This is a genomic window from bacterium (assembly GCA_031082185.1).
Lineage (GTDB): Bacteria > Sysuimicrobiota > Sysuimicrobiia > Sysuimicrobiales > Humicultoraceae > VGFA01.
Genome location: JAVHLI010000001.1, coordinates 85,600 through 110,665, shown reverse-complemented (window position 1 = coordinate 110,665; position 25,066 = coordinate 85,600). Strand labels below are relative to the sequence as shown.

Genomic DNA, 25,066 nt, shown 5'->3' with positions numbered 1-25,066 from the left:
GCGCTCAGGGGGAATGAGCCATGAGCCCGCGGATTCCCATTGACCACCAGCAGGTTGCGGACTTCTGCCGGCGTCACCGTATCCGCAAACTGGCGCTTTTCGGCTCTGTGCTGCGGGAAGACTTCGGCCCCGCGAGCGATGTAGACGTCCTGGTCGAGTTCGAGCCGGGCCACGTACCAGGACTGGCGTTCATCTCCATGGAGGCCGAACTGTCCGAAATCCTCGGCAGGAGGGTTGACCTCAATACCCCCGGGTTCCTGAGCCGGTATCTCCGGGACCGCATCCTTTCGGAAACCGAGGTTCAGTATGTCCAAACGTGAGAGCTCTGTCGGCCTCCGCCAGATGCTGGATCATGCCCGGGAGGCAATGGCGATGGCAGAAGGTAAGGCCAGGGGCGATCTCGACACCGACCGGATGCTGAACCTCGCCCTTGTCAAGCTGCTCGAAATCGTAGGCGAGGCGGCAAGCCGTGTCGGGAGCGACGAGCAGACCAGGCACACTCAGATTCCCTGGCAGCAACTGATCGGACTGCGCAACCGCCTGGTTCACGGATATGATCAGGTAGACCTGGATATCCTCTGGCAAATCCTGACTCACGATCTGCCGCCTCTTGTCGAGGAGCTTGAGAGGATTGTTACGCGAGGGGAGTCTTCACCATGAGTCGGCAGGCCAATCCTCGCGTCAGGAACTCCAGCCCAAAGGGCGTCACCTCGGGCCCTGCGGCCGCTGGTGGGGCCAGTGTCAAGATCACCGACATGCTCGGTGAAGAGGTTCTGACCCTCCATACGGTGTGAGACCAATGGTCAGCCTACGCAGCCAGCCCGTCGAAGTCGAAGTGCGCGGCCTATCTCGCCGCTTCCAGGACATGGTCGCGGTGCACGACCTCTCGCTCTCGATCCAGCGTGGGGAGTTCTTCACTTTCCTCGGGCCGAGCGGCTGCGGCAAGACGACCTCGCTGCGGATGATCGCAGGGCTGCTCGAGCCGGACGCCGGGGAGATCCTCTTCGACGGGCGCGACATGACGCGCGTCCCGCCCTGGCACCGCAACATCGGCATGGTCTTTCAGAACTACGCCCTCTGGCCGCACATGACGGTGTTCGAAAACGTGGCCTTCGGGCTGGTGGAGCGCCGGACCCGGCGCGGTGAAATCGCAGGACGGGTGGAGGAGGCGCTGCGCCTGGTTGGTCTGGAAGGATTGGGCGGTCGCCTGCCGTCGCAGCTCTCCGGAGGACAGCAGCAGAGGGTTGCGCTGGCGCGCGCCGTGGTGGTGGAGCCGGCGCTGCTGCTGCTGGACGAGCCCCTCTCCAACCTGGATGCCAAGCTGAGGGTGCAGATGCGCAACGAGCTGGTCAAGCTGCAGCGGCAGTTGGGCATCACCACCATCTACGTAACCCACGACCAGGAAGAGGCGCTGATGCTCTCAACGCGCGTCGCGGTCATGCACCGCGGGCACCTCATGCAGATCGGTTCGCCCCAGGATGTCTATGAGCGTCCGACCGACCCGTTTGTTGCGGACTTCCTGGGCGGAGCCAACTTTCTGCCCGGCGTGATCCGCGCCGTCTCCGGCGAGGAAATCGCCGTCGCGCTGGAAGGCGGGGAGGTACTCCACGCCTCGGCGTCCCGCAACGCGGGGTTTGCGGCCGGTGAGCGCGTCACGGTGTGCCTGCGGCCCGAGGTGCTGGAGATCGTCTCCCCCGACGAGGCCGGGGGTCACGCGGCCGACGCCGGCAACATCCTGCGCGGCACGCTGCGTCTGCGCAACTACCTGGGCTGGGTTATGACCTGCGAAATCGAACTCCGGGACGGGGCGCTGATCCGCGCGCAGGCCGCCAATCCCCGCACGCAGTTGCGCTTCGCAGAGGGAGGGCCGATCGCGGTCCGGTTCTCACCCGAGGACGTGCTGCTGCTTCGGCACTCCGCTTAGCCCCGACGGGCCTCCGCCGGCAGGTCCAGAAACCGGCGGGCCACCTCGGGGTCGAAGTGCTTCCCGGCCTGCTTGCGTATGTACGCCAGCGCCTCTTCCTCGGACCAGGCCTGACGGTATGGACGGTCCGACCGCAGCGCGTCCCAGACGTCTGCCACGGCGAAGATTCGGGCCGTAGTGGGAATGTGCTCTCCCGCCAACCCCTCAGGATACCCTGTGCCGTCCCACCGCTCATGGTGGCAGTAGGGGATGTCCAGCGCCGGCCTCAGGAACGGGATCGGCGCGAGCATCTCGCGGGCAAGCGTGGGATGCCGGCGCATCACCTCCCATTCGTCGTCGGTCAGAGGGCCGGGCTTGAGCAGGATGGCATCCGGCACGCCCATCTTGCCGATGTCGTGCAGGAGCGATCCGCGGCGAACGTGTACCAACTCGGCCTCCGGGACTCGCATGTCACGTGCCAGGCGCAGCGTCAGTTCCGTCACGCGCCGGGTGTGCCCTTCTGTCTCTCGATCCCGCAGGTCCAGTGCCCTGCCCCATCCTTCAAGGGTCGCGTCGTACGCGAAGGCCAGCTCGAGATGGGAGCGCTGCAGCGTTTCGAACATCTCCGCGTTGTCAATGGCGATGGCCGCCTGGGCGGCCAGGCCGTCGAGGAACTCCGGCCAGTCCGGCATCGGCGACAGCGTGGTGCGGCTGAAGAGCTCCAGCACGCCCTTGACCTCTCCCCTGGCTATCAGCGGTACCACCAGGTAGGCGACGAATCCGGCCTGTTCCATGGCGCGGGCCAGGCGGGCAGGGGCCTGATTGAGGTCGCTGATGGAGACTGCATGCCGCTGGAGCACTGCCTGTCCTGCGGGCCCGACCGCCACCGGAATGGAAGCCGTCCGGTTTGCCAGGAAGGGCACCCCGCTGTTGGCCGCGGGCTCCAGCGCCATCATCGCAGGGCGGAACAGAAGCACTGCCGCGCCATCCACCTGCATGACCGCCGCTACCTCTTCTACGAGCAGCTTCAGGATTATGCGGAGGTCGAGACTGGAGGTGATGGCTCGGTCAATGGCCCGCGTGGTGGTCAGGCGGTGCAACTGCCGTTCGGTCTGTTCGCGCAATGTGGTCCGGTGGATGGCCGTGGCCGCCATGTTGCCGATGGCGCCCAGCAATCGAACCTCGTCGCCCGCAAACGGGGCATGGCGGCCGGCCCACAGGGCGCCGATGGTCTGCGTGTCGGTGATCAGTGGGACGCAGGCCGCCGAGTGGACACCTGCGAAGGGGGCAAGGTTCGCAAGCAGCGGATCGGTGCGCACGTCGGCGCTCGCGTAGGGTTCTCCGGTGACGATGACGTGCCCGCTGATCCCCTCACCCTGGGGCAGGCGGTCGCCGGTCCACGCGGCCCACGCCCCGGCGCCCAACTCGTGTACCGTATCGCCGGTGAGCGGATCTTGCAGCGCCAGCGATGCCCCGTCGGCGCGCAGCAGGTCCCGTACCCGGTCCAGCACCGCATGGAGCATCTCCGCGCGGCCGGGCGCGGCGCGCAGAACAGTAGAAACCGCGGCCAGCGTGCTCAGTTCCTCAGCGCGCCGGCGCGTCTGGTCGTGCAACCGCGCGTTGTCCAGCGCCTGGCCGACCGCGGCCGTGGCACGAAGGGCCAGCGACAGTTCGTGTTCCGAGAACCTGCGGGGCCTGCTGGTCATCAACGCGACAACCCCGACCGGCTCCTCGTGGATCACCAGGGGCACCACGACGAGGGTGGAGATGGAGCGGCCCTGGAGCGCCTCGGCAATGGGGACCACGCTGGGGTTGACCATCACGTCGTTGATGACCCTTGGCCGCGTGAGATTCGCTCCGAACAGCCCCTCGAACCCTGCCGCCCCCAACGGCACGCTCAGCCCGTGGACAGAGATCTGGGGGTCGGTCGTTTCCTCGGCGATCACGTCGAGCCGCGTGCGATCCTCGGACAGGAGCGCGGCGGCAGCCGCCGGTACAGCGAAGGCCAGGGCGAGTTCGCGGCACACCTCGCGCAGCAGATCGCGGGGGTCCAGCGCCGAGGACGCCGCGGCGATGACCTGGTTGAGGAGCAGCGTCTCCCGAAGATGGCGGCGCTGGGCGTCGTCGGCGAGTTTTCGTTCCAGCGCCGCGGCGATGCTCTCCGCCACCATGGTTAGCAATCGGATGCCCTCGTCGGTCCAGGCCTTCTCGGTCCGCACCGCATCGAACCCCAAGTACCCGGCCAGTCTTCCTCTGGCCATCAAGGGCACAACGAGCACCGATTGGATCCCCTGCGCTTCCAGGATCTCGCGCTCGGCGCGCGCTTCGGCGGGAAGGTCGGCGACGCGCGTGACGTGGATGATATCGCCACGGCGCAGCCGCTCCATCCACCAGGGGAAGACCGCCGTCGGGAGGCCCTGGAGCCGTTCGATCTCGGGACTGATGCCCTCGGCGGTCCACTCATGCGTGTTGTTCATGGTGGAGCCGTCCTCCGAGAGCAGGAAGAGATAGCTCCGGTCCACCTGTTTGTACTCGCCGATCCGCCTCAACGCCTCGCTGATCGCGTCGTCGAACGCAGTGGGAGTCGTGTTCGAGAGCGCCCTGGAGGTCTCGGCGACGATGCCCTCCATCTCGAGCCTGCGCCGCAGCGACTCCTCGGCCCTGACGCGGTCGGTGATGTCAAACATGTAGCCCTGGATCTGCACGAGCTCGCCGCGATCGTCGAAGACCCCCAGGACATTCTCCACCGCCACTATCTGGGTGCCGTCGGCCCGCACCAGGTCGGTCACGAGGCCCGAGATGTGCCGTTCGGTCCGCACCTTCTGCAAGAAGGCCTCGCGGCCGCGCGTCGAGGGGTACAGCGAGGCGGCACTGACCGACATGGCGTCTTCTACCGACTGGAACCCTAAGAGCCTGGCAAACGCCTCGTTGCAGTCCAGGATCTGTCCGTCCACGGTCGTGAGGTAATCGCCCGTCAGGTCGTGCTCGAAGAAGTGGCGGTACCGCGCCTCGCTCTCCTGCAGCGACCGCACCAGCTGCTTGTGTTCGGTGATGTCGCGCGCGGCGCCGTAGATCCGGACCACCCGCGTCTGCGCGGGATCCCAAACCGGGATCGCCTGGTCGAGCAGCCAGCGAGTCTCTCCACGCCGGGTCAGGAACCGACACTCGACGACGTCCGGCTGACCGGAGGCAACCCGGCGCGTGTGCTCGATGACAGCCGGCAGGTCCTCCGGGTGCACGATGGTCTGCCATCCGCCCTGCGCCCGTATTTCGTCAAGGGTATACCCGAAAACCCGCGTGAACGACTCGGACACCCATTCACCGCGCAGGGTTCCGTCGGGCATCACCTGAAAGGCGTAGCCGTAATCCGAGACGAGCCGGGAGAGCGCCTGGAACCTCTCCTCGGCGTCACGCGCGGGGGAACGGTTGTCTCGACGTTTCGTCATGGGTGTGTTGCCTCCGCCGCGCTCATCCATATAGATATGCCCAAATACCGCACCTACCAGTACCGCCGCTCAACCCGCCCCCGGTCCACCGGCGTCCAACGCATTGAGATACGCTGAGATACGCTATTCTAGGAGGTGTAGTGATGCGGTACTTCCTCATCTGTGTCCTTGCCGTGGCGCTGGTGACCTCGGCCTGGACCGGTGTCACCAGCGCGCAGGCGCCCGGAGCGCCTGGGCCGGGTGCGCCAGGGCCGGGGGGAGCGGGGCTCCGCCAGCGGCTAGGGCTGACCGAAGCTCAGGCCACACGGGTCGAGCAGGTTCTTGCCGCGCACAGGGAGCGCACCGCGAAGCTCAGGATCGCACAGGGACGGGCCCGGCTCGATGCCCGTGAGTTGATGCTCGAGGCCAAGCCCGACCGGGCGCGGATTGAGGCGATCTCACGCCGTATCGGCGATCTGTACGGCCAGATGGTGCGCGCGCGCCTGGAGGTTTCGTTGGAGCTGCGGGGGATCCTGACACCGGAGCAGTGGAGCCGGTTCCAGGAAATGAACGCGCAGCGAATGAGGGCCCGCCGCGACCGCGTCCGCTAAGTCAGGGCCGCAGGCCTCGCGCCCGCAGCACCTGGATGAGCCGGTCGGGGTGGTCGGTGATAATACCGTCGCCGCGCAGCGCGCCGATTCCCAGCGCCAGGAGGCGCTCCATGTCGGCCGGCTCGTTCACGGTCCACGGGACCACCGGTATGCCGGCGCGGTGCAGGGCTTCTAACGCCTCTTTGGTAACCAGGCGGAAGCCGGGCGAGTAGATGTCTGCGCGCGCCGCCCGGACGTCCGCGACCGGATCGAGCGGAGGGTTCAGGGGCGACCGAAGCGCGGCGGTCGTCATCGAGGAGTCGAGCGCTTTCACTCGGACGATTGACGGGTAGTAGAACGACTGGACAATCGTGCGGCCCGACAGCCCTGCCGCGCGCAACTGCTCCAGCACCAGCTCCTCGAAGTTCGCCGGTGGGGCGGGGCCTCGGGCATCGTACTTGGTCTCGAGGTTCAGGCGCACCCGATCGTTGCCGTGCCCCTTGACCACTTCCAGCACCTCGCGCAGCGTCGGGACTCGCTCGCCGGCGAAGCGCGCGTGGAACCAGCCCCCGGCATCGAGGCGCTGAAGGTCGGCCAGCGCCGTCTCGCGAACGAACCCACGGCCGGTGGTCGTGCGGTCCAGCGTCGCGTCGTGAATGACCACGACCGCGCCGTCCCGCGATACGTGCAGGTCGAGCTCGATAACGTCCGCGCCCAGCGCCAGCGCACTGCGCACCGCGGCCAGCGTGTTCTCCGGCGCCATCGCGGCGCCGCCGCGATGGGCGTGCACGTCTACCGATAAGGCCTGGGCCAGGCAGGGCACGGCGATGATGGCCGAGGCGGTGATGACCCAAGCGATCAGGGCAATGCCCGGGGGGCCCAGGAGGTGTCGCCGACGGCTCCGCGCACAAGAAGTCATGTTCATCTCGTTCTTGTTCTTGGCCTTGCCGGGGTTCATCTCCTGCCCGGAGGCGGGGTGGAATGGATGTCCACCGGAGCCCGTTGTAATCAACGACGCGGACGGCGTTAGGAGACACCCTGTGAGGTGACGCATGCCGGCTGATGTATTCGATGTGTTTGGCGCCAGGGACACACTACGGGCCCCGAACGGGACGGTGGAGATCTACCGGCTGGGCCACCTGGAGCGTGCGGGGCTCGGACGACCCGACCGCCTGCCGTTCTCGATCCGCATACTATTGGAGGCTGCGCTGCGCCAGTGTGACGGCGTGCTGATAACCGAGGACGATGTCCGGGCAGTCGCCGGGTGGACCCCGAAGCCATCGGAGCGCGACGTTCCGTTCCTGCCGGCGCGGGTGCTGCTGCAGGACCTGACGGGCGTCCCCGCGGTGGCCGACCTGGCGGCGATGCGCGCCGAGCTGCACCGCCGCGGAGGGGATCCCGCCAGGATAAACCCCACAAACCCCGTGGACCTGGTCATTGATCACTCGGTCCAGGTGGACGCGTTCGGCTCTGACGCGGCACTGGCCGTGAACGCGGAGCGCGAGTTCGAGCGCAACCGCGAGCGGTACGCGTTCCTCCGCTGGGCGCAGAACTCCTTCCGCAACTTCCAGCTCGTACCGCCCAACACCGGCATCGTCCATCAGGTCAACCTGGAGTACCTGGCCACCGTCGTTGCAACACGCACGTCGGGCGGCATAACGACCGCGTTTCCCGACTCGCTGGTGGGGCTGGATTCGCACACGACGATGATCAACGGCCTGGGCGTGCTGGGTTGGGGCGTGGGCGGCATCGAGGCCGAAGCGAACATGCTCGGCCAGCCATTCTACATGCTCCTGCCCGAGGTCGTGGGTTTCCGGCTGACCGGCGCCCTGCGCGAGGGCGTGAACGCCACCGACCTGGTCCTGACCGTGACCGAGGTGCTCCGGAAGCGGGGAGTAGTTGGCAAGTTCGTCGAGTTCTTTGGCGATGGAGTGGCTGCGCTGACGCTGCCCGACCGTGCGACGATCGGCAACATGGCACCTGAGTACGGCGCCACAGTTGGGTTCTTTCCTGTGGACGATGAGACCCTGGAGTATCTACGCCTTACCGGGCGCTCTGGATCGCAGGTGGCGCTGGTCGAGGCCTACTGCAAGGAGCAGGGGCTGTTCCGGACCGCGGCGACGCCGGAGCCCGAGTTCAGCGAGATCCTGACGCTCGATCTTGGGACCGTTGAACCCAGCCTGTCTGGTCCCAAGCGACCGCAGGACAGGGTGGCGCTGGGAGCGGCCGGCCGCGCGTTCCGCTCCGCCCTGACCGCGCCGGTGTCCGAGCGTGGCTTCGACCTGACCGGCGAGCAGGCGGGACGCACGGTCCCTCTCCGATCGGTCCCGGTCCCACCTGACGGCCCCAGCGGCGAGATCGGGCACGGGGCGGTGGTCATAGCCGCGATCACATCGTGCACGAACACCTCCAACCCGTCGGTCATGATTGGCGCAGGACTGCTGGCCAGGAAGGCAGTTGAGCGCGGGTTAGGGGTTCCCGGTCACGTCAAGACCAGCCTGGCACCCGGATCCCGGGTTGTCACCGAGTACCTGCGCGACGCCGGGCTGCTGGCCCCGCTTGAGCAGCTCGGCTTCCATGTAGTCGGCTACGGCTGCACGACCTGCATCGGCAACAGCGGCCCGCTGCCGGATCCGGTGGCAGCGGCGGTGCGCGAGGGCGACCTGGTAGCAGCCGCGGTGCTGAGCGGCAACCGCAACTTCGAAGGCCGCATCCACCCACTGGTGCGGGCCAACTACCTGGCCTCGCCGCCTCTGGTTGTGGCGTACGCCCTGGCCGGCCGCGTGGACATTGACCTCACCAGCGACCCGCTGGGACACGACCGGGACGGCGCTCCTGTCTACCTGTGCGACCTCTGGCCCACGCAGGACGAGATCCGAGCGGCCCAGGAGGCCACGTTGCGGAAGGAGCAGTTCCAAGAGCAGTACGCGCGGGTCTTCGAGGGTGGCGACACATGGAAAAGTCTCCCGATCCCAGAAGGCGCGATCTACGAATGGGATCCGGCGTCCACATACATTCAGGAGCCGCCGTTCTTCGTCGGCCTTCCGGCCGAGCCGCCGCCGCTGCGCGACATCACCGGCGCCCGCGCCCTGGCCGTGCTGGGCGACTCCATCACAACCGATCACATCTCGCCGGCCGGCTCGATCGCGGCCCATAGCCCGGCCGGGCAATACCTGATCGAGCGAGGCGTGCCCCAGGCGGAGTTCAACACCTACGGGGCGCGGCGCGGCAACCACGAGGTGATGATGCGGGGCACCTTCGGCAACATCCGGATCAAGAACCAGATGCTGCCCGGTGTCGAGGGCCCGAAGACCGTCCACCATCCCAGCGGCGACGTCATGTTCATCTACGACGCGGCGATGCGCTACCGGCAGGAGGGCGTTCCGCTCATCATCATTGCCGGCAAGGAGTACGGCGGAGGTAGCTCGCGCGACTGGGCGGCGAAGGGCCCGGCCCTGCTCGGGGTGCGCGCAGTGATCGTCGAGAGCTACGAGCGCATACACCGCAGCAACCTGGTGGGGATGGGAATTCTCCCCCTTCAGTTCGCAGAGGGCGAGGGCCGCGCAACGCTCGGGCTGGACGGCTCCGAAGTCTATGCGATCGAGGGAATCGAGGCGGGCCTCCGACCGCGGCAGCGCGTCCGGGTGCGTGCGCGGCGCCCCGACGGCGCCGAGACTGTGTTCGAGGCACTCGTGCGGATAGATGCGCCGGTGGAGATCGAGTACTACCGCCACGGCGGCATATTGAACATGATGCTGAGGCGGATGCTGGGCGAGGGCCCCGGCTAGACCCCCCTCCTAGGCCGCCCCTCGGCGGCAGACCTCCCAAACGAGCAGCGCCGTCAGAGCCGCGCGCCGCGGCAGCGTTGCGAGTTCCAGGTACTCATCGGGACCGTGGTATCCTCCGCCCACCGCGCCCATGCCGTCAAGTACGGGCACGCCAAGCGGCGCGATGAAGTTGCCGTCGGAACCGCCGCCCGTCGTCGCGGCGGTAAGCGGGAATCCGAGCACTGCCGCGGCCTCGCGCGCCAGTTCGAACAGCGCCAGACTGCCCGGCCCGGCCTCAAACGGCGGCCTGTTGACCTCGCCGGAAAGCGTTGCGTGTGTACCGGGGAGGTGCTGGGCCTGCGTGATCTCCTCCAGCCGCGCGATTGCCTCCGCGCCGAGCGCGACGGTAGGCAGCCGCAGATCAATCTCGGCCGCGGCCAGGTCGGGCACGACATTCGATCGGGTACCGCCGGCGGTCACAATCGTGTTGGCCGAGACGCCCCTGGCAGGATCGTTGAGCGCGTGGATCTCCAGGATCTTGCGCGCCAGGGCCACGACCGCGCTTGCACCGTCCTGTGGGTTGACGCCTGCGTGGGCCGCCCTACCGTGTACCGTCAACACGTACCTGCCAACGCCCTTCCGCGCGGTGACCACCGACCCGTCGAGTCGGCCCGGTTCGTGCACGAGGCAGAGGTCGCAGTTCCGACCCTCGGCCTCAATAATGCCCCGCGAGGCCAGCGAGCCGACTTCCTCGTCGGCGTTGTGAATCACGGTCAGCGTCGCGAAGTTGTCCCACCCTTCCCCGTTCAGGACCCGCAGCGCTTCCCACAGAGTTACGATACCGCCCTTCATGTCCGCCACTCCGGGCCCGTACGCCCGGCCTGCCTCAACCCGAAACGGTCTGCGCGCCGGCTCGCCCGGGTCGAATACGGTATCGTAGTGCGCCAGGAAGAGCAACCGGAGGCGCCCGGACCCAGACCTGCGGCCTACCAGCGTGGGTCCGGCATCCGCGTGCTCGTGCCGCTCTACCAATAGGCCCAGGCCCTCAAGTTGCTCCTGAATCCAGTTGCCCGCCGTGGACAGGCCGTCCAGCGACCGGGAGCCCGTGTCCATGTTGACCAGAATCTCGAGCAGACGAAGCGCGTCCTCGGTGCGGCGTGCCGTGGCGGCTGCCAGGCGGGCGGAGGCGTTCATAGATGCGTGACTCACGGTGTCCTCCTCTGTAGATCCTGATAGAATGTCTGCGCAATGGGCGCAGAGACGATCGTTCGAGAACTGAGCGAGGCTGACCTCCCGGCGCTGGCCTGGATACACAACGCGATCAACCCGGACCTGCCCACCACCGTAGAGGAGATGCGGCACGAGATCTCCCGGATTGACCGGAGGCGCTACGTCTCGGAGTGGCTGGTGGCGACTGCCCCTGGTACGGACGAGGTGGTCGCCCACGCCGGCTATCGCCACGTCCCCTGGGCGCACCACCCGGAGAAGTTCTTCTCCTTCGTGAACGTCCACCCGGACCATCAGGGCCGGGGCATCGGCAGTCGGCTCATGGATGAGATCCTGTCCGCGGTCAGGGCCCATGGCGGGCGCCGGCTCAAGGCCTGGACGCGCGAGGACCGGAGCCGCGCCGTCGTATTCCTGCAACGCTACGGGTTCGTCGAGCAGGCGCGCGAGTTCGAGTCACGGCTGGAGGTCGCCGGCGTCAACCTGGACCGGTTCCGCGGCTACCTAGAGCGCATGGGCCGGCTGGGGTTCACAATCACCACACTGCAAGAAGAACTCCGCCGCGACGCCAACTGCCTAGAAGCCGTCTACCTGGCGCACTGCGTCCTGGACATTGACATACCCCGCGACGACCCCGAACCGCCCACGCCGCCCACACAAGAGGAGTTCCTGGCCCAGGAGGTCCACCATCCACGTGTGCTGCTCGACGCCTTCTTCCTGGCCAAGATGGGAGACCTCTACGTGGGCGAAAGTGCGCTCAAGCGCAGCGACGGCGATCCGGGCCTGCTCCACCAACAACTCACCGCGGTGCTCCCGGCCCACCGCGGGCAGGGAGTCGCTATGGCATTGAAGGTAGCGACCATCGAATACGCTCAAGAGCAGGGCTACCGGGTGATCCGCACGTTCAACAGCAGCCGGAACGAGGTCATGCTCGCGATCAACGCTAAGCTCGGGTTCGTGCGGATGCCGGCGTGGGTGACATTCGCAAAGAGGCTGGAGGGTTAACGTGGGCGGCGCGTCAGCGGCGCAGGCGCGGGTCGAGGATGTCGCGGATCCCGTCGCCTAGCAGGTTGAACCCCAGCACCGCAGCGGCGATTGCCGACCCGGGCAGGGTGGACATCCACCACTGGTCCACGAGGTAGGAGCGCCCGTCGCTCACCATGGCGCCCCACTCCGGCGTCGGGGGCTGAGCGCCCAGCCCCAGGAATCCCAGGCCGGCCGCCGTCAGGGCGATCGTCCCCATGCGCAGCGTGAGCTGCACGATGACGACTGAGACTGTCATCGGCACGATGTGCCGGATGATGATCCGCGCATCGCTGGCGCCCAAGGCGCGCGCGGCCTCGACGAAGTCCTGGGTCTTAGTCCGGAGCGTCTCACCGCGGGCCATCCGCGCATACGGGGTCCAGGTGACAAGCGAGATAGCCAGGATCATGTTGGGGAGGCTCGGCCCCAGCGCCGCCGCAAACGCCATGGCCAGAACAAGGCTGGGGAAGGCCAGGAACACGTCCGTCAGGCGCATGAGAACCTCGTCCACACGCCCACCGAAGTAGCCCGAGACCCACCCGGTGATCGTGCCCATGCCCCCGCTGATCACCGAGACGATGAGGATGATCTGCAGCGCGATCCGAGAGCCGTGGATAACCCGGCTGAAGATATCGCGCCCAAACTGGTCGGTGCCAAACAGGTGAGTGTGGCTTGGCGACTGTAACCGGACCGAGAAATCGTGCGCCAGTGGATCGTGCGTCGCTATCAGTGGCGCCAGGGCGGCCACGGCGAGCAGGAGTCCGATGAGCACAGTCCCGACGATCGTCAGGGGGCTGCGGCGCCAGAGGCGGTACGCACGCCGGACCTCTTCGTAGCGGGGCGACACGTACGCCCGCTCGGGCAAACGCCCGGCCTCAGAGGCGGATGCGGGGGTCGAGGACCGCATACGTCAGGTCCACCACCAGATTCACGATCGAGAACACGACGGCGATGTACAGTGTTCCACCCATCACCGCCGGATAGTCCAACGTGATGTACGCAGTCGTGATGTAACGTCCTAGCCCCGGCCAGGCAAAGATCGTCTCGGTCAGCACCGACCCTTCCAGCAGTCCCCCGAATACCAGACCGATAATCGTGACGGTCGGGATGAGGGCGTTGCGGAGTGCGTGGCGGAGGATGACCACCTGCTCGCGCAGGCCCTTGGCGCGCGCCGTGCGGATGAAGTCCTGGCTCAGAATGTCAAGCATGCTCGAGCGGGTGATGCGAGCGATGGTGGCCGTCGCAACATACCCAAGCACGAAAGCCGGCATGATCAGGTGGGCCAGAGCATTGCGGACCGCCTCCCAGTTGCGTGCAACCAGACCGTCCAGCAGCAGCAGGCCCGTGCGGCTGGGCGGCGGGAGCACGGCGAGATCGAGCCGGCCCGGGCCGGGAAGCCATCCGAACCGGTAGTACAGCAGCAGCATCAGGACCAGACCGGTCCAGAACACGGGCATCGAGACTCCCACGATGGAGAACAGGCGGGCCGCGTGGTCAGGCGCCTGGTTCCGTCGGACCGCCGAGATGACCCCCATCGGAACACCAAGGATGATAGCCAGAAAGATGGCGCTCATCGTGAGTTCGACGGTTGCCGGGAAGTACTGCTGAATGTCGTCCCAAACGGGCCGGCCAGTGCGCAGCGATCTCCCGAGATCGCCGTGGACCGCGCCCCACAGGTAGGCGACGAACTGCTCGGGCAGCGGTTTGTCCAGACCGAGTTGCGCGCGCAGCGCATCCACCTTCTCCGAAGGGGCATTGCCCCCAAGGATGGCCCCGACCGGGTCTGCCGGGATGACGTGCGATACGACGAAAGTGATGACCAGCACCCCAAAGAGGACAAACACCATCAGTCCCAGCCGCCGGGCCACGTAGGTGGCAAGGTTCATGGGGAAGCCTCGCTGGGGGCCCCTTCTCTGGGAAGAGGCCCCCGGACTCTTACACTCTAGGGCCGTTCTTTGCGGATCTTCGTGAAGTCGAAGTGCATGGTGCCGATCGCGGCCGCCTCCTCGAAGTCCTTGACATTGCTCCGGATGACCCAGTTGTTGGTCGTCTGATATAGAATGACGAATGCGCCCTTGTGCAGGACGAGATCGGTGAGCTCCTTGTAGAGGGCAACGCGCCGGCCGGTATCGCGCTCGAGCATGGCCCGTTTGGCGAGGTCGGTGGCTTTCGGATCCATCCAGGCGTTGCGCCAGGCAAGCTGTTTGATCGTGCCGTCTGCGAAGGGCTTCGCCAGGGCATCCGGGTCCGGATAGTCCACGCCCCATCCAGCCAGAATCAGCTGCAGGCCCTGCTCACGGAATTTCGCGTACATCACCCCGGCGGACATCTGCATGATCTTGACCTTGATGCCGATCTTCCCTAGATCATTCTGGACAACCTGTGCGATGTCACCCCGTGTGGCATGCGGCGCACTGGTGGTCAATTCCACCTCAAACCCGGTGGGATAGCCGCCCTCGGCCAGCAACTGGCGGGCCTTGGTCAGGTCCTGCTTGAACGGCATGGCACGGTTGTAGCCGAGGTACCCTGTTGGAACGAATGTCTGAAGCGGGATGGCCTCCCCCAACATGATGCCTTCCAGGATGGGCTTGTAGCCGACGGCCCAGCGGATCGCTTCACGCACCTGCTCCTTGGCCAGTGGTGCGTACTTGACGTTCATCCCGATGTACTCAATCCCGTGTCCGGGGACCGTGACGATCGCCAGTCCTGGCGTCTTTGCCTTGCGGATCTCCTGACGCATGTGCGGCGACAGGTTCCAGGCCACGTCAATGTCCGCTTTCTCCAGGGCAATGCGCTGTGCCGCGGGTTCGGGGATGTCCCGAATGATGATCCGTTTGATGGGCGGGATGCCGCGCCAGTAGGTGGCGTTCGCCACCATGTCCACGACATCATTCCGCTCCCAGCGCATCAGAATGTAGGGGCCGGAGCCTGCGCTGTGATCCTTCAGCCAGTCCGCGCCCAACTCGCCCTCTCGGATGCGCTCTTCTACCACGCCCGGGTCGAGCACGCTGGTCAGGGGAAAGGTGAGGATCGAGAGGACAAGCGTGGGCGCAAAGGCCTCGGAGACCACGAGCTGGACGGTATAGGGATCGAGGGCTTTGACCGTCGTTTCCGCGTTGTCTTTCGTGAACCCGATCTGGTTCAACAGCCACACGTTGGCGCGGTTGAGGCGGAGGGCGCGGCGCATCGAGTAGACGACGGCGTGGGCGTCTACCGGGCGGCCGCTCGGGAACTTCATGCCCTTGCGAATCTTGAAGGTCCAGGTCCGGCCGTCATCGGCTAGGGTCCAGGACTCTGCCACCTCAGGAACCACCTGCATCTTGCCCCCGACCATCTCCAGATCCACCAGCTTGTCGTACAGCTGGTCGACGATCACAGCGCCCTCGACCTCGTAGACGACCGCCGGGTCGAGGGTGATGAGAATGCCGGTATTCATCCCGACCACCAGGGTGCTGGGATCGTACGGGCCTCCCGACGACGGTGGGGCCAGGAGAAACACCAAACTCACGAGGAGCACGGCGACAATCGGGGATGCAGTACCGTATCTCCGGCGCATCTCACTCGCCTCCTTTGCTAGGTGCTGGTGCTCGGCTTCACGCTATCAGGCGTGGACCCGACCCGGTATCGGGTCGTTACCCTATGTTGGCCCGAAGGGAGGGCGGGAGATGGGGCGGGGGGCTTGGCAGCGTTCCTGCCGAAGTCCGGGAACGAGAAGCGGGGTGATTCACGATGAGCTTCCTGCGGAGGCTTGCCTCACTCGTGGGCGCCAAGGGCGCCAGGTCGGGTACCGGAGCGACCGGCATGGAGGACCCGGACGCCATCGTCTTCTACGTACGCTGCGGCCACTGCGGTGAGGTCGTGCGGGTTCGCGCAGACAGGCAGTGGGATCTGGTTCAGGAATTCGGCGACGGAGTGGATGGCTACACCCTGCACAAAGAGGTCCTGGGCACCCGCTGCAACCGCATGATGACGGCGCGCATCGACTTCGACCGCAGGTATGCCATCACGTCGAGAGAGGCGCACGGCGGCGCCTTCGCAACAAAGGAAGAGTGCGAGGCCGCCAGCGTCGGCCAGACCGAAGAGTAGGATCGCCACACCAGTCCGCCGGATCGAGCCACTACCCGGCCTGGTGCGAAGCAAGAAGGCGCGGATCGGAATCCACACCCTCTGCATCCTGGCTGGAGCCGGCGACGAGATTCGAACTCGTGACCTGCGCATTACGAGTGCGCTGCTCTACCACTGAGCTACGCCGGCCCGGGCGGCATCATTGTAGCAAACCCGACCGCTCCCGCACCAGGGCATGAAGGAATCCGAGGGGCACGCGCGAAGTTCGACACGAGAACCTGTCTTGGGAGTTCGTCATGACTGAGCGGCTATGGGAGATCTACGAGCAGCTCTGTCAGGTCGAGATGCTGGGCCTCGACGAGTTCGTGCGCCGGCTCAGGAACAGGGAGTACGGCGAGTTCCCACGAAGCGACGTCGTCGCGTTCCTGCGCGAGATTGAAGCCAACATGCTAAACAACATCCATACCAAGGCAATGGAACACCAGCGCTACGCCGAAATGGCGGATCAGGTCAGCGAAGAAACCCATCTGCTGTTCGATGAGCTGATCGAGGACATCGAGCGCTCCTAGAACGGCCCGCCCCTACACCAGGAAGGACCCGTTCCGATAGATCGGCTCGCCGTCGGCCCAGACCTCGCTTCCGACCCGCATGTCACAGATCATGTCCCAGTGCAGCCCTGAAGTGTTGGTACCGCCGGTTTCGGGGTAGGCCGCGCCCACCGCCAGGTGCATGGTGCCGCCGATCTTCTCGTCGAACAGAATATTCTTCGTGAACCGGGTAATGCCGTAGTTCAGACCGAAGGCGAACTCCCCGAGCACGCGCGCGCCGGCATCGAGATCCAGCATCGCGCGCAGGAACTCCTCGCCCTTCTCGGCCGTTGCCTCGACCACGCGCCCCGCAGAAAAGGTCAGGGTGATCCCGTGCACCTCGCGCCCGCTGTGGATGGCCGGGAACGAGAACCTCACCCGCCCGGCCGTGGCGGTCTCAATCGGCCCGGTGAATACCTCCCCATCGGGGAAGTTGTGCTCGCCCGCCGCGTTGATCCACCGGCGGCCGCCGGTGCGCACGGTCAGGTCAATGTCCGGCCCCGCCAGCCGCAGCTCATTCTTCGTCTCCAGAAAACGTACGATGCGCTCCTGCTCCCGCTGCACCTTCTCCCATGCCGCGACGGGATCCGGCTGGTCGATCAGTCCCGCTCCAAACACAAACTCCTCGTATTCGGACAGCGACATCTCGGCGTCCTGGGCTTCGGCGTGCGTGGGGTACTGGGTACCGCACCAGCGCAGCGCGCCGCTCGCGGCGCGCTCAAGGAACCGCCGGTTCAGAGCGCGGGTGGCATCGCGGCGTATGGCCTGGCGGACGGGGTCCACGCCGGTCAGGGAGCGGGTGTTGTAGTTGGCCAATATCCCAAGTTCGGCGTCAATCTTCTCGACCTCGTGCTCGGACAGGGGTGAGATGTATCGCAGTTGCTCGTCGGTAGCCTTCTTCAGGAACAACTCGTCGAGCCCGTCAACGCTCACGCGCGTGTGGACGTGCGCGCCGGCCTCAAGGGCCTCTCGATACGCCTCGGCAATGAGCGGCGCGGCCAGCGCCGGGCCCGAGATGCGGACGAGCTGGCCCCTCCGCACCTTCAGCGAGTAGTGGGTCAACACCTCAGCGAGCTTGGCGAGGCGTGGGTCAGTCATCGCGGACCTCCAGGGGTGGTGGGCGGTGCAGGTTTTGAACCTGCGGCCTCATCCGTGTGAAGGATGCGCTCTTCCACTGAGCTAACCGCCCACGAAGACGGCAAGGAATATTATAGGTCCGTGCGAAAACTAGCGTCAAGGAAGGTCATGACTCAGTACTCATCTCTCGCCGCGCTCAACTCCGCCATAGTTGCATGCCGCCGTTGCCCGCGGCTCGTGGCCTACCGGGAAACCGTGGCCCGGCAGCGCAGGCCGAAGTACAGTTCGTGGGACTACTGGGGCCGGCCGGTGCCCGGGGTCGGGGATGCGCGCGCCCGCATCCTGCTGGTCGGCCTAGCCCCAGCCGCGCACGGCGCCAACCGCACCGGGCGCATGTTCACCGGCGACGGCTCCGGGGATTTCCTGACGGCGGCACTGCACCGGGCGGGCCTGGCCTCCCAGCCCACCTCGGAGCATAGCGGGGACGGGCTGCGGCTGCGCGGCGCCTACCTCGCGTCCGCGGCCCGCTGCGCTCCGCCGGGCAACAAGCCGCTGCCGGAGGAACTGGATGCCTGCAGGGGATACCTGCCCCAGGAGTTCCTGCTTCTGCGCGGCCTGCGGGTGATCGTCGCGCTCGGGCGGGTCGCGTTTGACGCGGTGCTGCGCGCGGCCTCGGACCTCGAATGGCAGCGGCCGTATCCTCGGCCCGTGTTTGCGCACGGGGCGGAGGCATTGATCGCGCGGTCCGGTGCGCGACCGGGCGCTCGGCCGGTGGTACTGCTCGCCTCTTACCATCCGAGCCGTCAGAACACCCAGACGGGAAGGCTGACCGCTGCAATGCTCCATCGGGTGATGCGCCAGACAGTCCTGCGCGCGGGAAGACCAGTGTGAGAATGGACGCCTCCACCCGGGGTCTGCTGGCCGTCATCATCGTTTCCACGCTGATCAGGACCGCCGCGGCCTTCGGTGTGCCGATCTTGGACGACGAGACCCACTACTGGGTCTGGTCCAGGCACCTGATGTGGGGCTACCCGGACCATCCTCCGATGATCGCCGGCCTCGTGGCCGCAAGCACGCGTCTGCTGGGTGACTCGGTGGCGGCTATACGGTTCTTCCCCCTGCTGCTGGGCGCCGCGTCCACGCTGACCATCTACGCGCTGGCGCGCGGTCTCTTCGGGCCGTCGGCCGGACTGCGTGCGGCGGTGCTCTTTGCGATCCTGCCTGCATTCGCGGTGGGCGGCATCATCGCGGCCCCGGATGGACCGCTCGGGTTCTTCTGGCTGCTGGCCATGCTATTGACGTGGAAGGCCACACGCGGTGACCGATGGGCGTGGCCGGCCGCAGGCGCCGCGATCGGGCTGGTCATCCAGAGCAAGCTTGCCGGCGGTGCGCTCGCGCTCTCTCTGGCAGGGTTTGTTTTGGCCACGCCTTCGGGGCGCCGATGGCTTCGCACCCCAGGGCCGTATCTGGCAGTTCTGGCAGGCGCGATTGCGCTGGCGCCCCTGGTCTGGTGGAACCTCACGCACGGATGGGCCACGGTCGTGCGCGCGGGGGTCATTGAGCCCTGGATCAAACCCATGACGCCGCTGGGTAACTTCACGGCGTACCTGGGTTCGCAGCTCCTATTCTTCGCGCCGCTGGGATTCGCGGTGCTGATCGCGGGCCTGGTGGGCTCGGCCAGGCGGGCACGCAGCGACGAGAGGTTTGCGTTTCTCCTCTGGTGCGCCCTGCCCACGCTGGCGCTGATGGTTGCGGGCAGCCTCCGCGCGCTGGCCAAACCCCACTACACGGGCCCGGCGCTCATGGCCGCGGCGGTCGCGGCAGCCGCGTTGTGGGATACATGGAAGCCGCAGCGCGTGCTGCGCGGCGCGGTGGTCAGCAGCGCAGCGCTTACGCTGGCGATCGTCGCCCTGGCCACCGTGCCCAACCCGGCGGCGCGCCTGTTCTACGCCGAGGCGCAGAGCTGGTCCAGGGTCGCGCTTGAGGTAGAGCGGCTGCTCAAGGAGCAGGGCCCCGAGGGTGCGGTGTTCGTTCTGGCAGAGACGTACCAATCCGGCAGCCAGCTCATCTATTCCCTGCGCAACCGCGCACCGGTGGTGGTACCCTTCAGGGGGTTCGACCTGTGGGAACCTACGGGACCTTGGCTGGGGCGCGACGGCGTCTACATGCACCATCCCAACGCAGCGCCCAAGGACCGCCTTCCGGACGCGTTCGGGCGCATGGACTCTCCCACGGTGGTGCCCATAGTCAATGGCCGCGAGGTCCTGCTCTATCCGGGCTTCGGCTTCAGAGGGCTGCGTTGGCCTTGATGATCGCCGCAGCCTCGAGCGCTCCGGCGAGGCTCTCGGCACGCTCGGCGATAATGGCGCACAGCGCCCCGGGGTGGTGGCGCAGTGGTGCACTGCGGCCGTAGGGTGAATCAAGCACCGCGGCTCCGGGCGAGAGGAGCAGTTCCCGAAGCACGGTCACCGCGGCCGCGGCATCCTGTGCGGCCTGTTCGATGGCCGCATGCCTGGCACGGATGGCCTCCGCGCCGGGACCTCCCCCGGTGCTTCCCCCGGTATCTCCGATCTCGGCCTGATCCCGCGCCCGCTCGTCCGCGCCCCTTTGGACTGACCTGAGCAACTGGTCCGCGCTTTCCAGGAGGTACGGCAGATCCGACACGTCGCTCGGCGCCTGCCCCATGGCGGGATTGTGCCTGATGCGGGCGGCACACTCTCGGAGGGAGACAGCGGTGTGCCGCAGCCGCCCGGCGTGTTCGAAGGAGGTCGCCGCGCGCGCGCCGGCGGGTGTATAATCGGCTGGATGTTGGTCGGTCGCCATAAGGGTTGCGGGGAACTCCGCGTTCGCCGCAATCGTAGCATCCATGTACGCCAAACGGCAACGGTGCGGTCCTGCCTTAACGACAATCGGGTGTTTGGTCACAAGAACTCTTTGCGAATCTACTCACAAGGGTGAAGGCTAGATGTGGCGTTCAATCCGGTTTGTATTGATGCTGGTGGTGGTGGCCGGACTGATCTTCGGCGCCACCCGGTGGATCTCCGGGCGCGCAACCGTCAAGGAGACGGCGCAGCCGATGCAGCGGCCCGCGCCGCTGGTTAGGACGGAGACCGTGGATCCCACGAGCCTGGTCGAGCAGAGCACGTTCCCCGGGGAAGTGCGCGCCTCGGCCGTGGTGGACATATTCTCGCGCGTATCAGGGCGGCTCGGCGCGGTCCTTGTCAAAGAAGGCACGATGGTGGCAGCCGGCGGGCTGGTGGCGCGCCTCGACGACCCAGAGCTCGAGCTGACCATCAAGCAGGCCGAGGCCTCGGTTGAAGTGCAGCGTTCCCGCCTGGCTCAACTGAGGGCCGCGCCGCGCGGGCCTGAGGTGGCTCAGGTGGAGGCAACCGTTACCCAGGCCGAAACCTCCCTTGCGCAGGCAGAGCGCGACCTGGCGCGTACACAGCAGCTCTTCGCCGATGGGCTCGTGGCAAGAGCGGCGGTGGACCGTGCCCTGACCGATGTTGAACTGGCCAGGGCCCGACTCCGAGGCGCGAGGGAGCAGCTCGCCCTCGTCCGCCACGGCCCGCGCCCCGAAGATGTCGAGGCCCAGGAGGCCACGATCCGGCAGGCGGAGGCAACCGTCGCCCAGATTCGGGCACGGCTGCGGGAGCTCCGCATCACCTCGCCGATCAGCGGTGTGGTCACTCGCGTCGGCGTTGAATCCGGCGCGGTCATCTCGACACAGACCGTGGTCGCCACCGTGGCAAGGGTGCAACCCATCGAGGTGCACGTGCCCCTGCCTGAAACCGATCTTGTTCGGCTGCGCAAGACCAGTACGGTCAAGATCCTGGTGGATGCTCTGCCCGGCCGTCTGTTCGAGGGGACGATAGCCCGAACCGCTCCGGCCTTGGACGCCGGATCGCGGAGCGCCCGTGCGGTCGTGGTGATTCCAAACGCCGACCGCGCGCTGCGTCCCGGGATGTTCGCCAGGGTAACAGTCGTGTTCGACGAGCGCCAGGCGATCGTAGTGCCCTCGGACGCCGTGGTGCGGCGGGGCGACGACTCTGTGGTGTTCGTGCTAAAGGATGACACCGTCGAGGAGCGCCCGGTACGCGTAGGATACGTGGAGGGCAGCCGATCCGAGATAGTCGAGGGCCTGAGCGCCGGCGAGACGATCGTGACGCTGGGCCAGCAGGGGCTCCGTGATGGGATGAAGGTTCGCACGGGCAGCGGCGCCCCGAAACAGCAGAAGCCATGAACCTCTCGCGCTTCGCCATCGCAAAGCCCGTCACCACGGCAATGGCGTACCTGGCCCTCGCTTTCCTGGGGGTGGTCGCCTTCGTGCGGCTCCCGGTGGATCTCCTCCCCGACATCTCCTACCCCACCCTCTCGGTGATCACGAACTACACCGGCGCCGGGCCCCAGGAGGTCGAGCGCGAGGTCACGATCCTCCTGGAGAACGCGTTCAGCACCGTGCCGGGCGTCACCGAGGTCTCCTCGAACTCCATCGAGGGCCGCAGCTCGATCACGCTCCGGTTCCCATGGGGCACGGACCTGTCCGCCGCCGCCAACGATGTACGGCCGGCGATCGACCGGGTGCGCAGCCGGCTGCCCTCCGGTGCGGAGACGCCGCGGCTGTCCAAGTTCGACCCCAACCTGATGCCCATCGTACAGATCGCCATCGAGGGGCGGGGGGATCTGAGCGCGCTCCGGGATCTGGCCGAGAACGAGTTCCGTCCGCGTCTGGAACAGGTCGCGGGCGTGGCCAATGTGGACGTGCGCGGGACGCGAAGCAGGATTATCCAGGTGCGCCTCGACGCCCGCCGCCTGGAGGCGCTGGGGGTCTCCGATCGGGAGGTCTCACAGGCGCTGCGCGCCGAGAGCACCAGCGAACCCGGAGGAGACGTGCGGGTAGGCCCGCAGCGACGGATCGTGAGGACCGTCGGCCGGTTCTCCTCGCCGGACGCGATCGGGCAGACCGTCGTGGCCGTCCGTGGGGGCGTGCCCGTGCGAGTGGTTGACGTTGGGCGCGTGGAGGACACCCTGGCCGACGCTACGTCTCTCTTCCGAATCAACGGCCGCCCGGCGGTCCTGATCGCGGCATCCAAGCAGTCCGGAACGAACACGGTCGCGGTTGCCAGGCGGGTCATTCAGGTCGCCACCCAGCTCGGAGAACAGTTCCCGCAGGTGCAACTCACGACCGTCAACGACGGGAGCCGGTTCATCCGCCGCTCGGTGCAAAATGTCCAGCAGGCCGCCATGATCGGATCCGTGCTCACGGTCATGGTGTTGCTGACCTTCCTTCGCAACATCAGCAGTACGCTGATCATCTCCACGGCCATCCCCATCTCGGTGCTGGCCACATTCCTGTTGATGTTCTCGGGCGGGCTCACGCTCAACCTGATCACGTTCGGCGGGCTGGCCCTGGCAATTGGGATGCTGGTGGACAGCTCCATCGTCGTGCTTGAGAACATCTTCCGCCACCGCGAGGAGGGTCGGCCTCCACGGTTGGCCGCGGAGGAGTCCACCCGCGAGGTAGGCACCGCGATCGTGGCCAGCACCCTTACCACGATCGTGGTGTTCCTACCGATGTTCTTCACAACCGGTATATCCAGCGTTATGTTCCGGCCCCTGGCCTATGTCGTGACGTTCTCGCTGGCGTGCTCGCTGGTAATCGCGTTGACGCTGATCCCGTCGCTGGCATCTCGGGCGCTGACAATCGGGCACGGCAGGGGCCTGGCCGGCCGCCTGGCAACCGCCGTCGAGCGGAGGCTCCTCGCCCTCGAGGACGCGTTCCGGCGCCTCCTGACAGCGGTGATGCGCAGGCCCAGCCTGGTGGTGCTGCCTTCCATCGCCCTCATCGTGCTCACCTGGTCGGCGCTGCCGCTGATCGGCCGCGAGACCTTCCCCAGCTCGGACGAGCGCGAGCTCTTCATGATCGTTAACCTGCCGCGGGGAACCGCGCTTGAAGTATCGGATCGCACAATCCGACGCCTCGAGCAGACGTTGATCGAAGAGACGCCCGGGGTTGGAATGGTTGCCACGTTCGTGGGCGGCGGCTTCGGCGGCGCGGGGGCATCACACACCAGCACCTTCCGGGTAAGCCTGGAGCCGGGCGCCCCACCTACGCGTCAGGTAATAGCAGACCTGCGGCGCCGCATCACCGTACCCGGCGCAACGATCATCTTCAGGCCGTCCAGCTCGCTCTTCATCTTCCGCTCTCCGGATCCGATCAGCATTGACCTGCGGGGATTCAACCTCGAGGCCGGGAACGCGACCGCGCGCCGGCTGCGTGGAGTCCTGGAGGCCGTGCCCGGTGTCACCGATCTTCAAGTAAGTCGCGAAGAGAGCGCCGAGGAGTTCGTGGTGCAGGTGGATCCGGCCAGGGCCGCGACCTTCGGAATGACCGCCGCCCAGGTCGCGGCATCGGTCAAGACCTATGTCGGCGGAACGACCGCCGCGCTGTTCCGCAGCGAAGGCGACGACATTGACGTGGTCGTACGCCTGCAGGAGTCCGACCGCGCCACGCCGGACCAACTGGGCGGCCTACCGATAGCCACGCCGCGAGGCATCGTGCCGCTCCGGCAACTCGCCACGGTCACCGGCGCGCCAGGGCCAACGCAGATCCAGCGCCGCAACCGGGAGCGCATCATCACGGTTACAGGTAACATCAGCGGGCGCGACGTCGGTGCCGCCCTGCGCGACGTTCGCTCCACGGTGCTCGCGGAACGCCTGCCACTGGGATTCTCGATCGCGTTCGGCGGCGAGTTCCAGGACCAGCAGGAGTCCTTCGCTCAGTTGTTCGCGGGTTTCCTCATGTCGCTCGTCCTGGTCTACATGGTGATGGCCTCGCAGTTCGAGCGGTTGTTGGAACCGTTCTTGATAATGGCCGCGGTGCCGTTCGCGCTGGTCGGAGTAGTGGCCGCGCTGCTGCTGACAGGCACGACGCTCAACGTCCAGTCGGGCCTGGGCACGATCGTGCTCGTCGGAATCGCGGTCAACAACGCCATCGTCCTCATGACGTACTCGCTTCAGTTGCAGAACGAGGGCGTACCCCTGCGGGAGGCGATTGCGCGGGCCGGCCAGCGTCGGCTGCGGCCGATTCTCATGACGACGCTGAGCACGGTGTTCGGGCTGCTCCCGCTGGCAATCGGGTTTGGGGAAGGGTCCGAGATGCAGTCGCCGATGGCCCGGGCGATCGTGGGCGGGCTGATTACCTCATCGATCGGCAGCCTCCTGCTCATTCCCGCGCTGTACGTGCTGATGGACCGCGCCGCCCAGTGGGTGCATGGCCGCAACCGGCGGCCCGTGCCCGAGGGCGTGGTGGAACCGGGCGACGGGAAGTAGGACAGCGAGCAAGGCCAAGACGGCAAGTGAAACCAGGAGGCTCCCCCGAGGTGGGGGAGCCTCCCCTGCTGAC

General features: G+C 66.8%; 21 protein-coding genes and 2 tRNA genes. 13 read left to right on the top strand and 10 right to left on the bottom strand.

Annotation, left to right across the window (positions count from 1 at the left end):
* The first annotated feature begins 20 nt into the window (after window positions 1-20).
* Genes RDU83_00560 through RDU83_00545 form a run of 4 tightly spaced genes read left to right on the top strand, consistent with a single transcriptional unit; the run spans window position 21 to window position 1,924 of the window.
* Complete coding sequence (locus tag RDU83_00560) at window positions 21-320, top strand: nucleotidyltransferase family protein (protein ID MDQ7839498.1); 300 nt, start codon at window positions 21-23, stop codon at window positions 318-320.
* Window positions 307-660, top strand: coding sequence for a DUF86 domain-containing protein (locus tag RDU83_00555; GenBank protein ID MDQ7839497.1), 354 nt, complete (start codon window positions 307-309; stop codon window positions 658-660). The genes RDU83_00560 and RDU83_00555 overlap by 14 nt, the downstream gene beginning before the upstream one ends.
* Window positions 657-794, top strand: a complete 138-nt coding sequence (locus RDU83_00550) for a hypothetical protein (protein MDQ7839496.1) — start codon at window positions 657-659, stop codon at window positions 792-794. Before RDU83_00555 ends, RDU83_00550 begins: the two co-directional genes overlap by 4 nt.
* Before the next feature lie 5 nt (window positions 795-799).
* On the top strand, window positions 800-1,924 hold the full coding sequence (locus RDU83_00545) for an ABC transporter ATP-binding protein (protein MDQ7839495.1): 1,125 nt from the start codon (window positions 800-802) through the stop codon (window positions 1,922-1,924).
* Here the strand turns inward: RDU83_00545 and RDU83_00540 are convergent.
* Complete coding sequence (locus RDU83_00540; protein ID MDQ7839494.1) at window positions 1,921-5,349, bottom strand: GAF domain-containing protein; 3,429 nt, start codon at window positions 5,347-5,349, stop codon at window positions 1,921-1,923. The genes RDU83_00545 and RDU83_00540 overlap by 4 nt on opposite strands.
* Window positions 5,350-5,492: 143 nt before the next feature.
* On the opposite strand from RDU83_00540, the gene RDU83_00535 reads away from it, so the two are divergent.
* Window positions 5,493-5,939: a Spy/CpxP family protein refolding chaperone gene (locus tag RDU83_00535; GenBank protein ID MDQ7839493.1), complete on the top strand. Its 447-nt coding sequence runs from the start codon at window positions 5,493-5,495 to the stop codon at window positions 5,937-5,939.
* A 1-nt stretch (window position 5,940) separates the two neighbouring features.
* Here RDU83_00535 and RDU83_00530 read toward each other — a convergent pair whose 3' ends face one another.
* Window positions 5,941-6,876 carry a glycerophosphodiester phosphodiesterase family protein gene (locus RDU83_00530; GenBank protein ID MDQ7839492.1) on the bottom strand — a complete coding sequence of 312 codons (936 nt, stop codon included), beginning with the start codon at window positions 6,874-6,876 and terminating at the stop codon, window positions 5,941-5,943.
* Window positions 6,877-6,970: 94 nt separating this feature from the next.
* On the opposite strand from RDU83_00530, the gene acnA reads away from it, so the two are divergent.
* Entirely contained in the window at window positions 6,971-9,706 is a 2,736-nt protein-coding gene (acnA, locus tag RDU83_00525; GenBank protein ID MDQ7839491.1) for an aconitate hydratase AcnA, read from the top strand.
* Window positions 9,707-9,715: 9 nt separating this feature from the next.
* Here the strand turns inward: acnA and RDU83_00520 are convergent, their stop codons facing one another.
* Window positions 9,716-10,894 (bottom strand): M20 family metallopeptidase, encoded by a 1,179-nt coding sequence (locus RDU83_00520; protein MDQ7839490.1) that lies wholly within the window; start codon window positions 10,892-10,894, stop codon window positions 9,716-9,718.
* 39 nt (window positions 10,895-10,933) lie between these two features.
* Here RDU83_00520 and RDU83_00515 point away from each other — a divergent pair, with 39 nt between their 5' ends.
* Entirely contained in the window at window positions 10,934-11,914 is a 981-nt protein-coding gene (locus tag RDU83_00515) for a GNAT family N-acetyltransferase (GenBank protein MDQ7839489.1), read from the top strand.
* Window positions 11,915-11,927: 13 nt separating this feature from the next.
* Here RDU83_00515 and RDU83_00510 read toward each other — a convergent pair whose 3' ends face one another.
* The 3 genes from RDU83_00510 to RDU83_00500 are packed head-to-tail and all read right to left on the bottom strand — an operon-like array spanning window position 11,928 to window position 15,488.
* Window positions 11,928-12,797, bottom strand: coding sequence for an ABC transporter permease (locus RDU83_00510; GenBank protein MDQ7839488.1), 870 nt, complete (start codon window positions 12,795-12,797; stop codon window positions 11,928-11,930).
* A gap of 10 nt (window positions 12,798-12,807) precedes the next feature.
* A complete protein-coding gene (locus RDU83_00505; GenBank protein MDQ7839487.1) occupies window positions 12,808-13,818 on the bottom strand; it encodes an ABC transporter permease in 1,011 nt (336 codons plus the stop codon).
* A 56-nt stretch (window positions 13,819-13,874) separates the two neighbouring features.
* On the bottom strand, window positions 13,875-15,488 hold the full coding sequence (locus RDU83_00500; GenBank protein MDQ7839486.1) for an ABC transporter substrate-binding protein: 1,614 nt from the start codon (window positions 15,486-15,488) through the stop codon (window positions 13,875-13,877).
* 173 nt (window positions 15,489-15,661) lie between these two features.
* Between RDU83_00500 and RDU83_00495 the strand changes: the two genes are divergently transcribed.
* Complete coding sequence (locus tag RDU83_00495) at window positions 15,662-16,018, top strand: hypothetical protein (protein MDQ7839485.1); 357 nt, start codon at window positions 15,662-15,664, stop codon at window positions 16,016-16,018.
* Window positions 16,019-16,111: 93 nt separating this feature from the next.
* On the opposite strand, the gene RDU83_00490 is transcribed toward RDU83_00495, so the two are convergent.
* Window positions 16,112-16,186: transfer RNA gene (locus RDU83_00490), tRNA-Thr, on the bottom strand.
* 107 nt (window positions 16,187-16,293) lie between these two features.
* Between RDU83_00490 and RDU83_00485 the strand changes: the two genes are divergently transcribed.
* Window positions 16,294-16,566 (top strand): hypothetical protein, encoded by a 273-nt coding sequence (locus tag RDU83_00485; GenBank protein MDQ7839484.1) that lies wholly within the window; start codon window positions 16,294-16,296, stop codon window positions 16,564-16,566.
* A gap of 12 nt (window positions 16,567-16,578) precedes the next feature.
* On the opposite strand, the gene RDU83_00480 is transcribed toward RDU83_00485, so the two are convergent.
* Window positions 16,579-17,682, bottom strand: a complete 1,104-nt coding sequence (locus RDU83_00480; GenBank protein ID MDQ7839483.1) for an aminopeptidase — start codon at window positions 17,680-17,682, stop codon at window positions 16,579-16,581.
* Between the two features lie 16 nt (window positions 17,683-17,698).
* Window positions 17,699-17,773 (bottom strand) — tRNA-Val (locus RDU83_00475).
* 56 nt (window positions 17,774-17,829) lie between these two features.
* Here RDU83_00475 and RDU83_00470 point away from each other — a divergent pair.
* A complete protein-coding gene (locus tag RDU83_00470) occupies window positions 17,830-18,552 on the top strand; it encodes a uracil-DNA glycosylase (protein MDQ7839482.1) in 723 nt (240 codons plus the stop codon).
* Window positions 18,553-18,554: 2 nt separating this feature from the next.
* Entirely contained in the window at window positions 18,555-19,970 is a 1,416-nt protein-coding gene (locus tag RDU83_00465; GenBank protein MDQ7839481.1) for a glycosyltransferase family 39 protein, read from the top strand.
* Here the strand turns inward: RDU83_00465 and RDU83_00460 are convergent.
* Window positions 19,948-20,529, bottom strand: coding sequence for a hypothetical protein (locus tag RDU83_00460; protein MDQ7839480.1), 582 nt, complete (start codon window positions 20,527-20,529; stop codon window positions 19,948-19,950). The two genes, RDU83_00465 and RDU83_00460, sit on opposite strands and share 23 nt — an antisense overlap.
* A gap of 97 nt (window positions 20,530-20,626) precedes the next feature.
* On the opposite strand from RDU83_00460, the gene RDU83_00455 reads away from it, so the two are divergent.
* Window positions 20,627-21,904, top strand: coding sequence for an efflux RND transporter periplasmic adaptor subunit (locus RDU83_00455; protein MDQ7839479.1), 1,278 nt, complete (start codon window positions 20,627-20,629; stop codon window positions 21,902-21,904).
* Window positions 21,901-24,993, top strand: a complete 3,093-nt coding sequence (locus tag RDU83_00450) for an efflux RND transporter permease subunit (GenBank protein MDQ7839478.1) — start codon at window positions 21,901-21,903, stop codon at window positions 24,991-24,993. The genes RDU83_00455 and RDU83_00450 overlap by 4 nt, the downstream gene beginning before the upstream one ends.
* The last annotated feature ends 73 nt before the right edge of the window (window positions 24,994-25,066 follow it).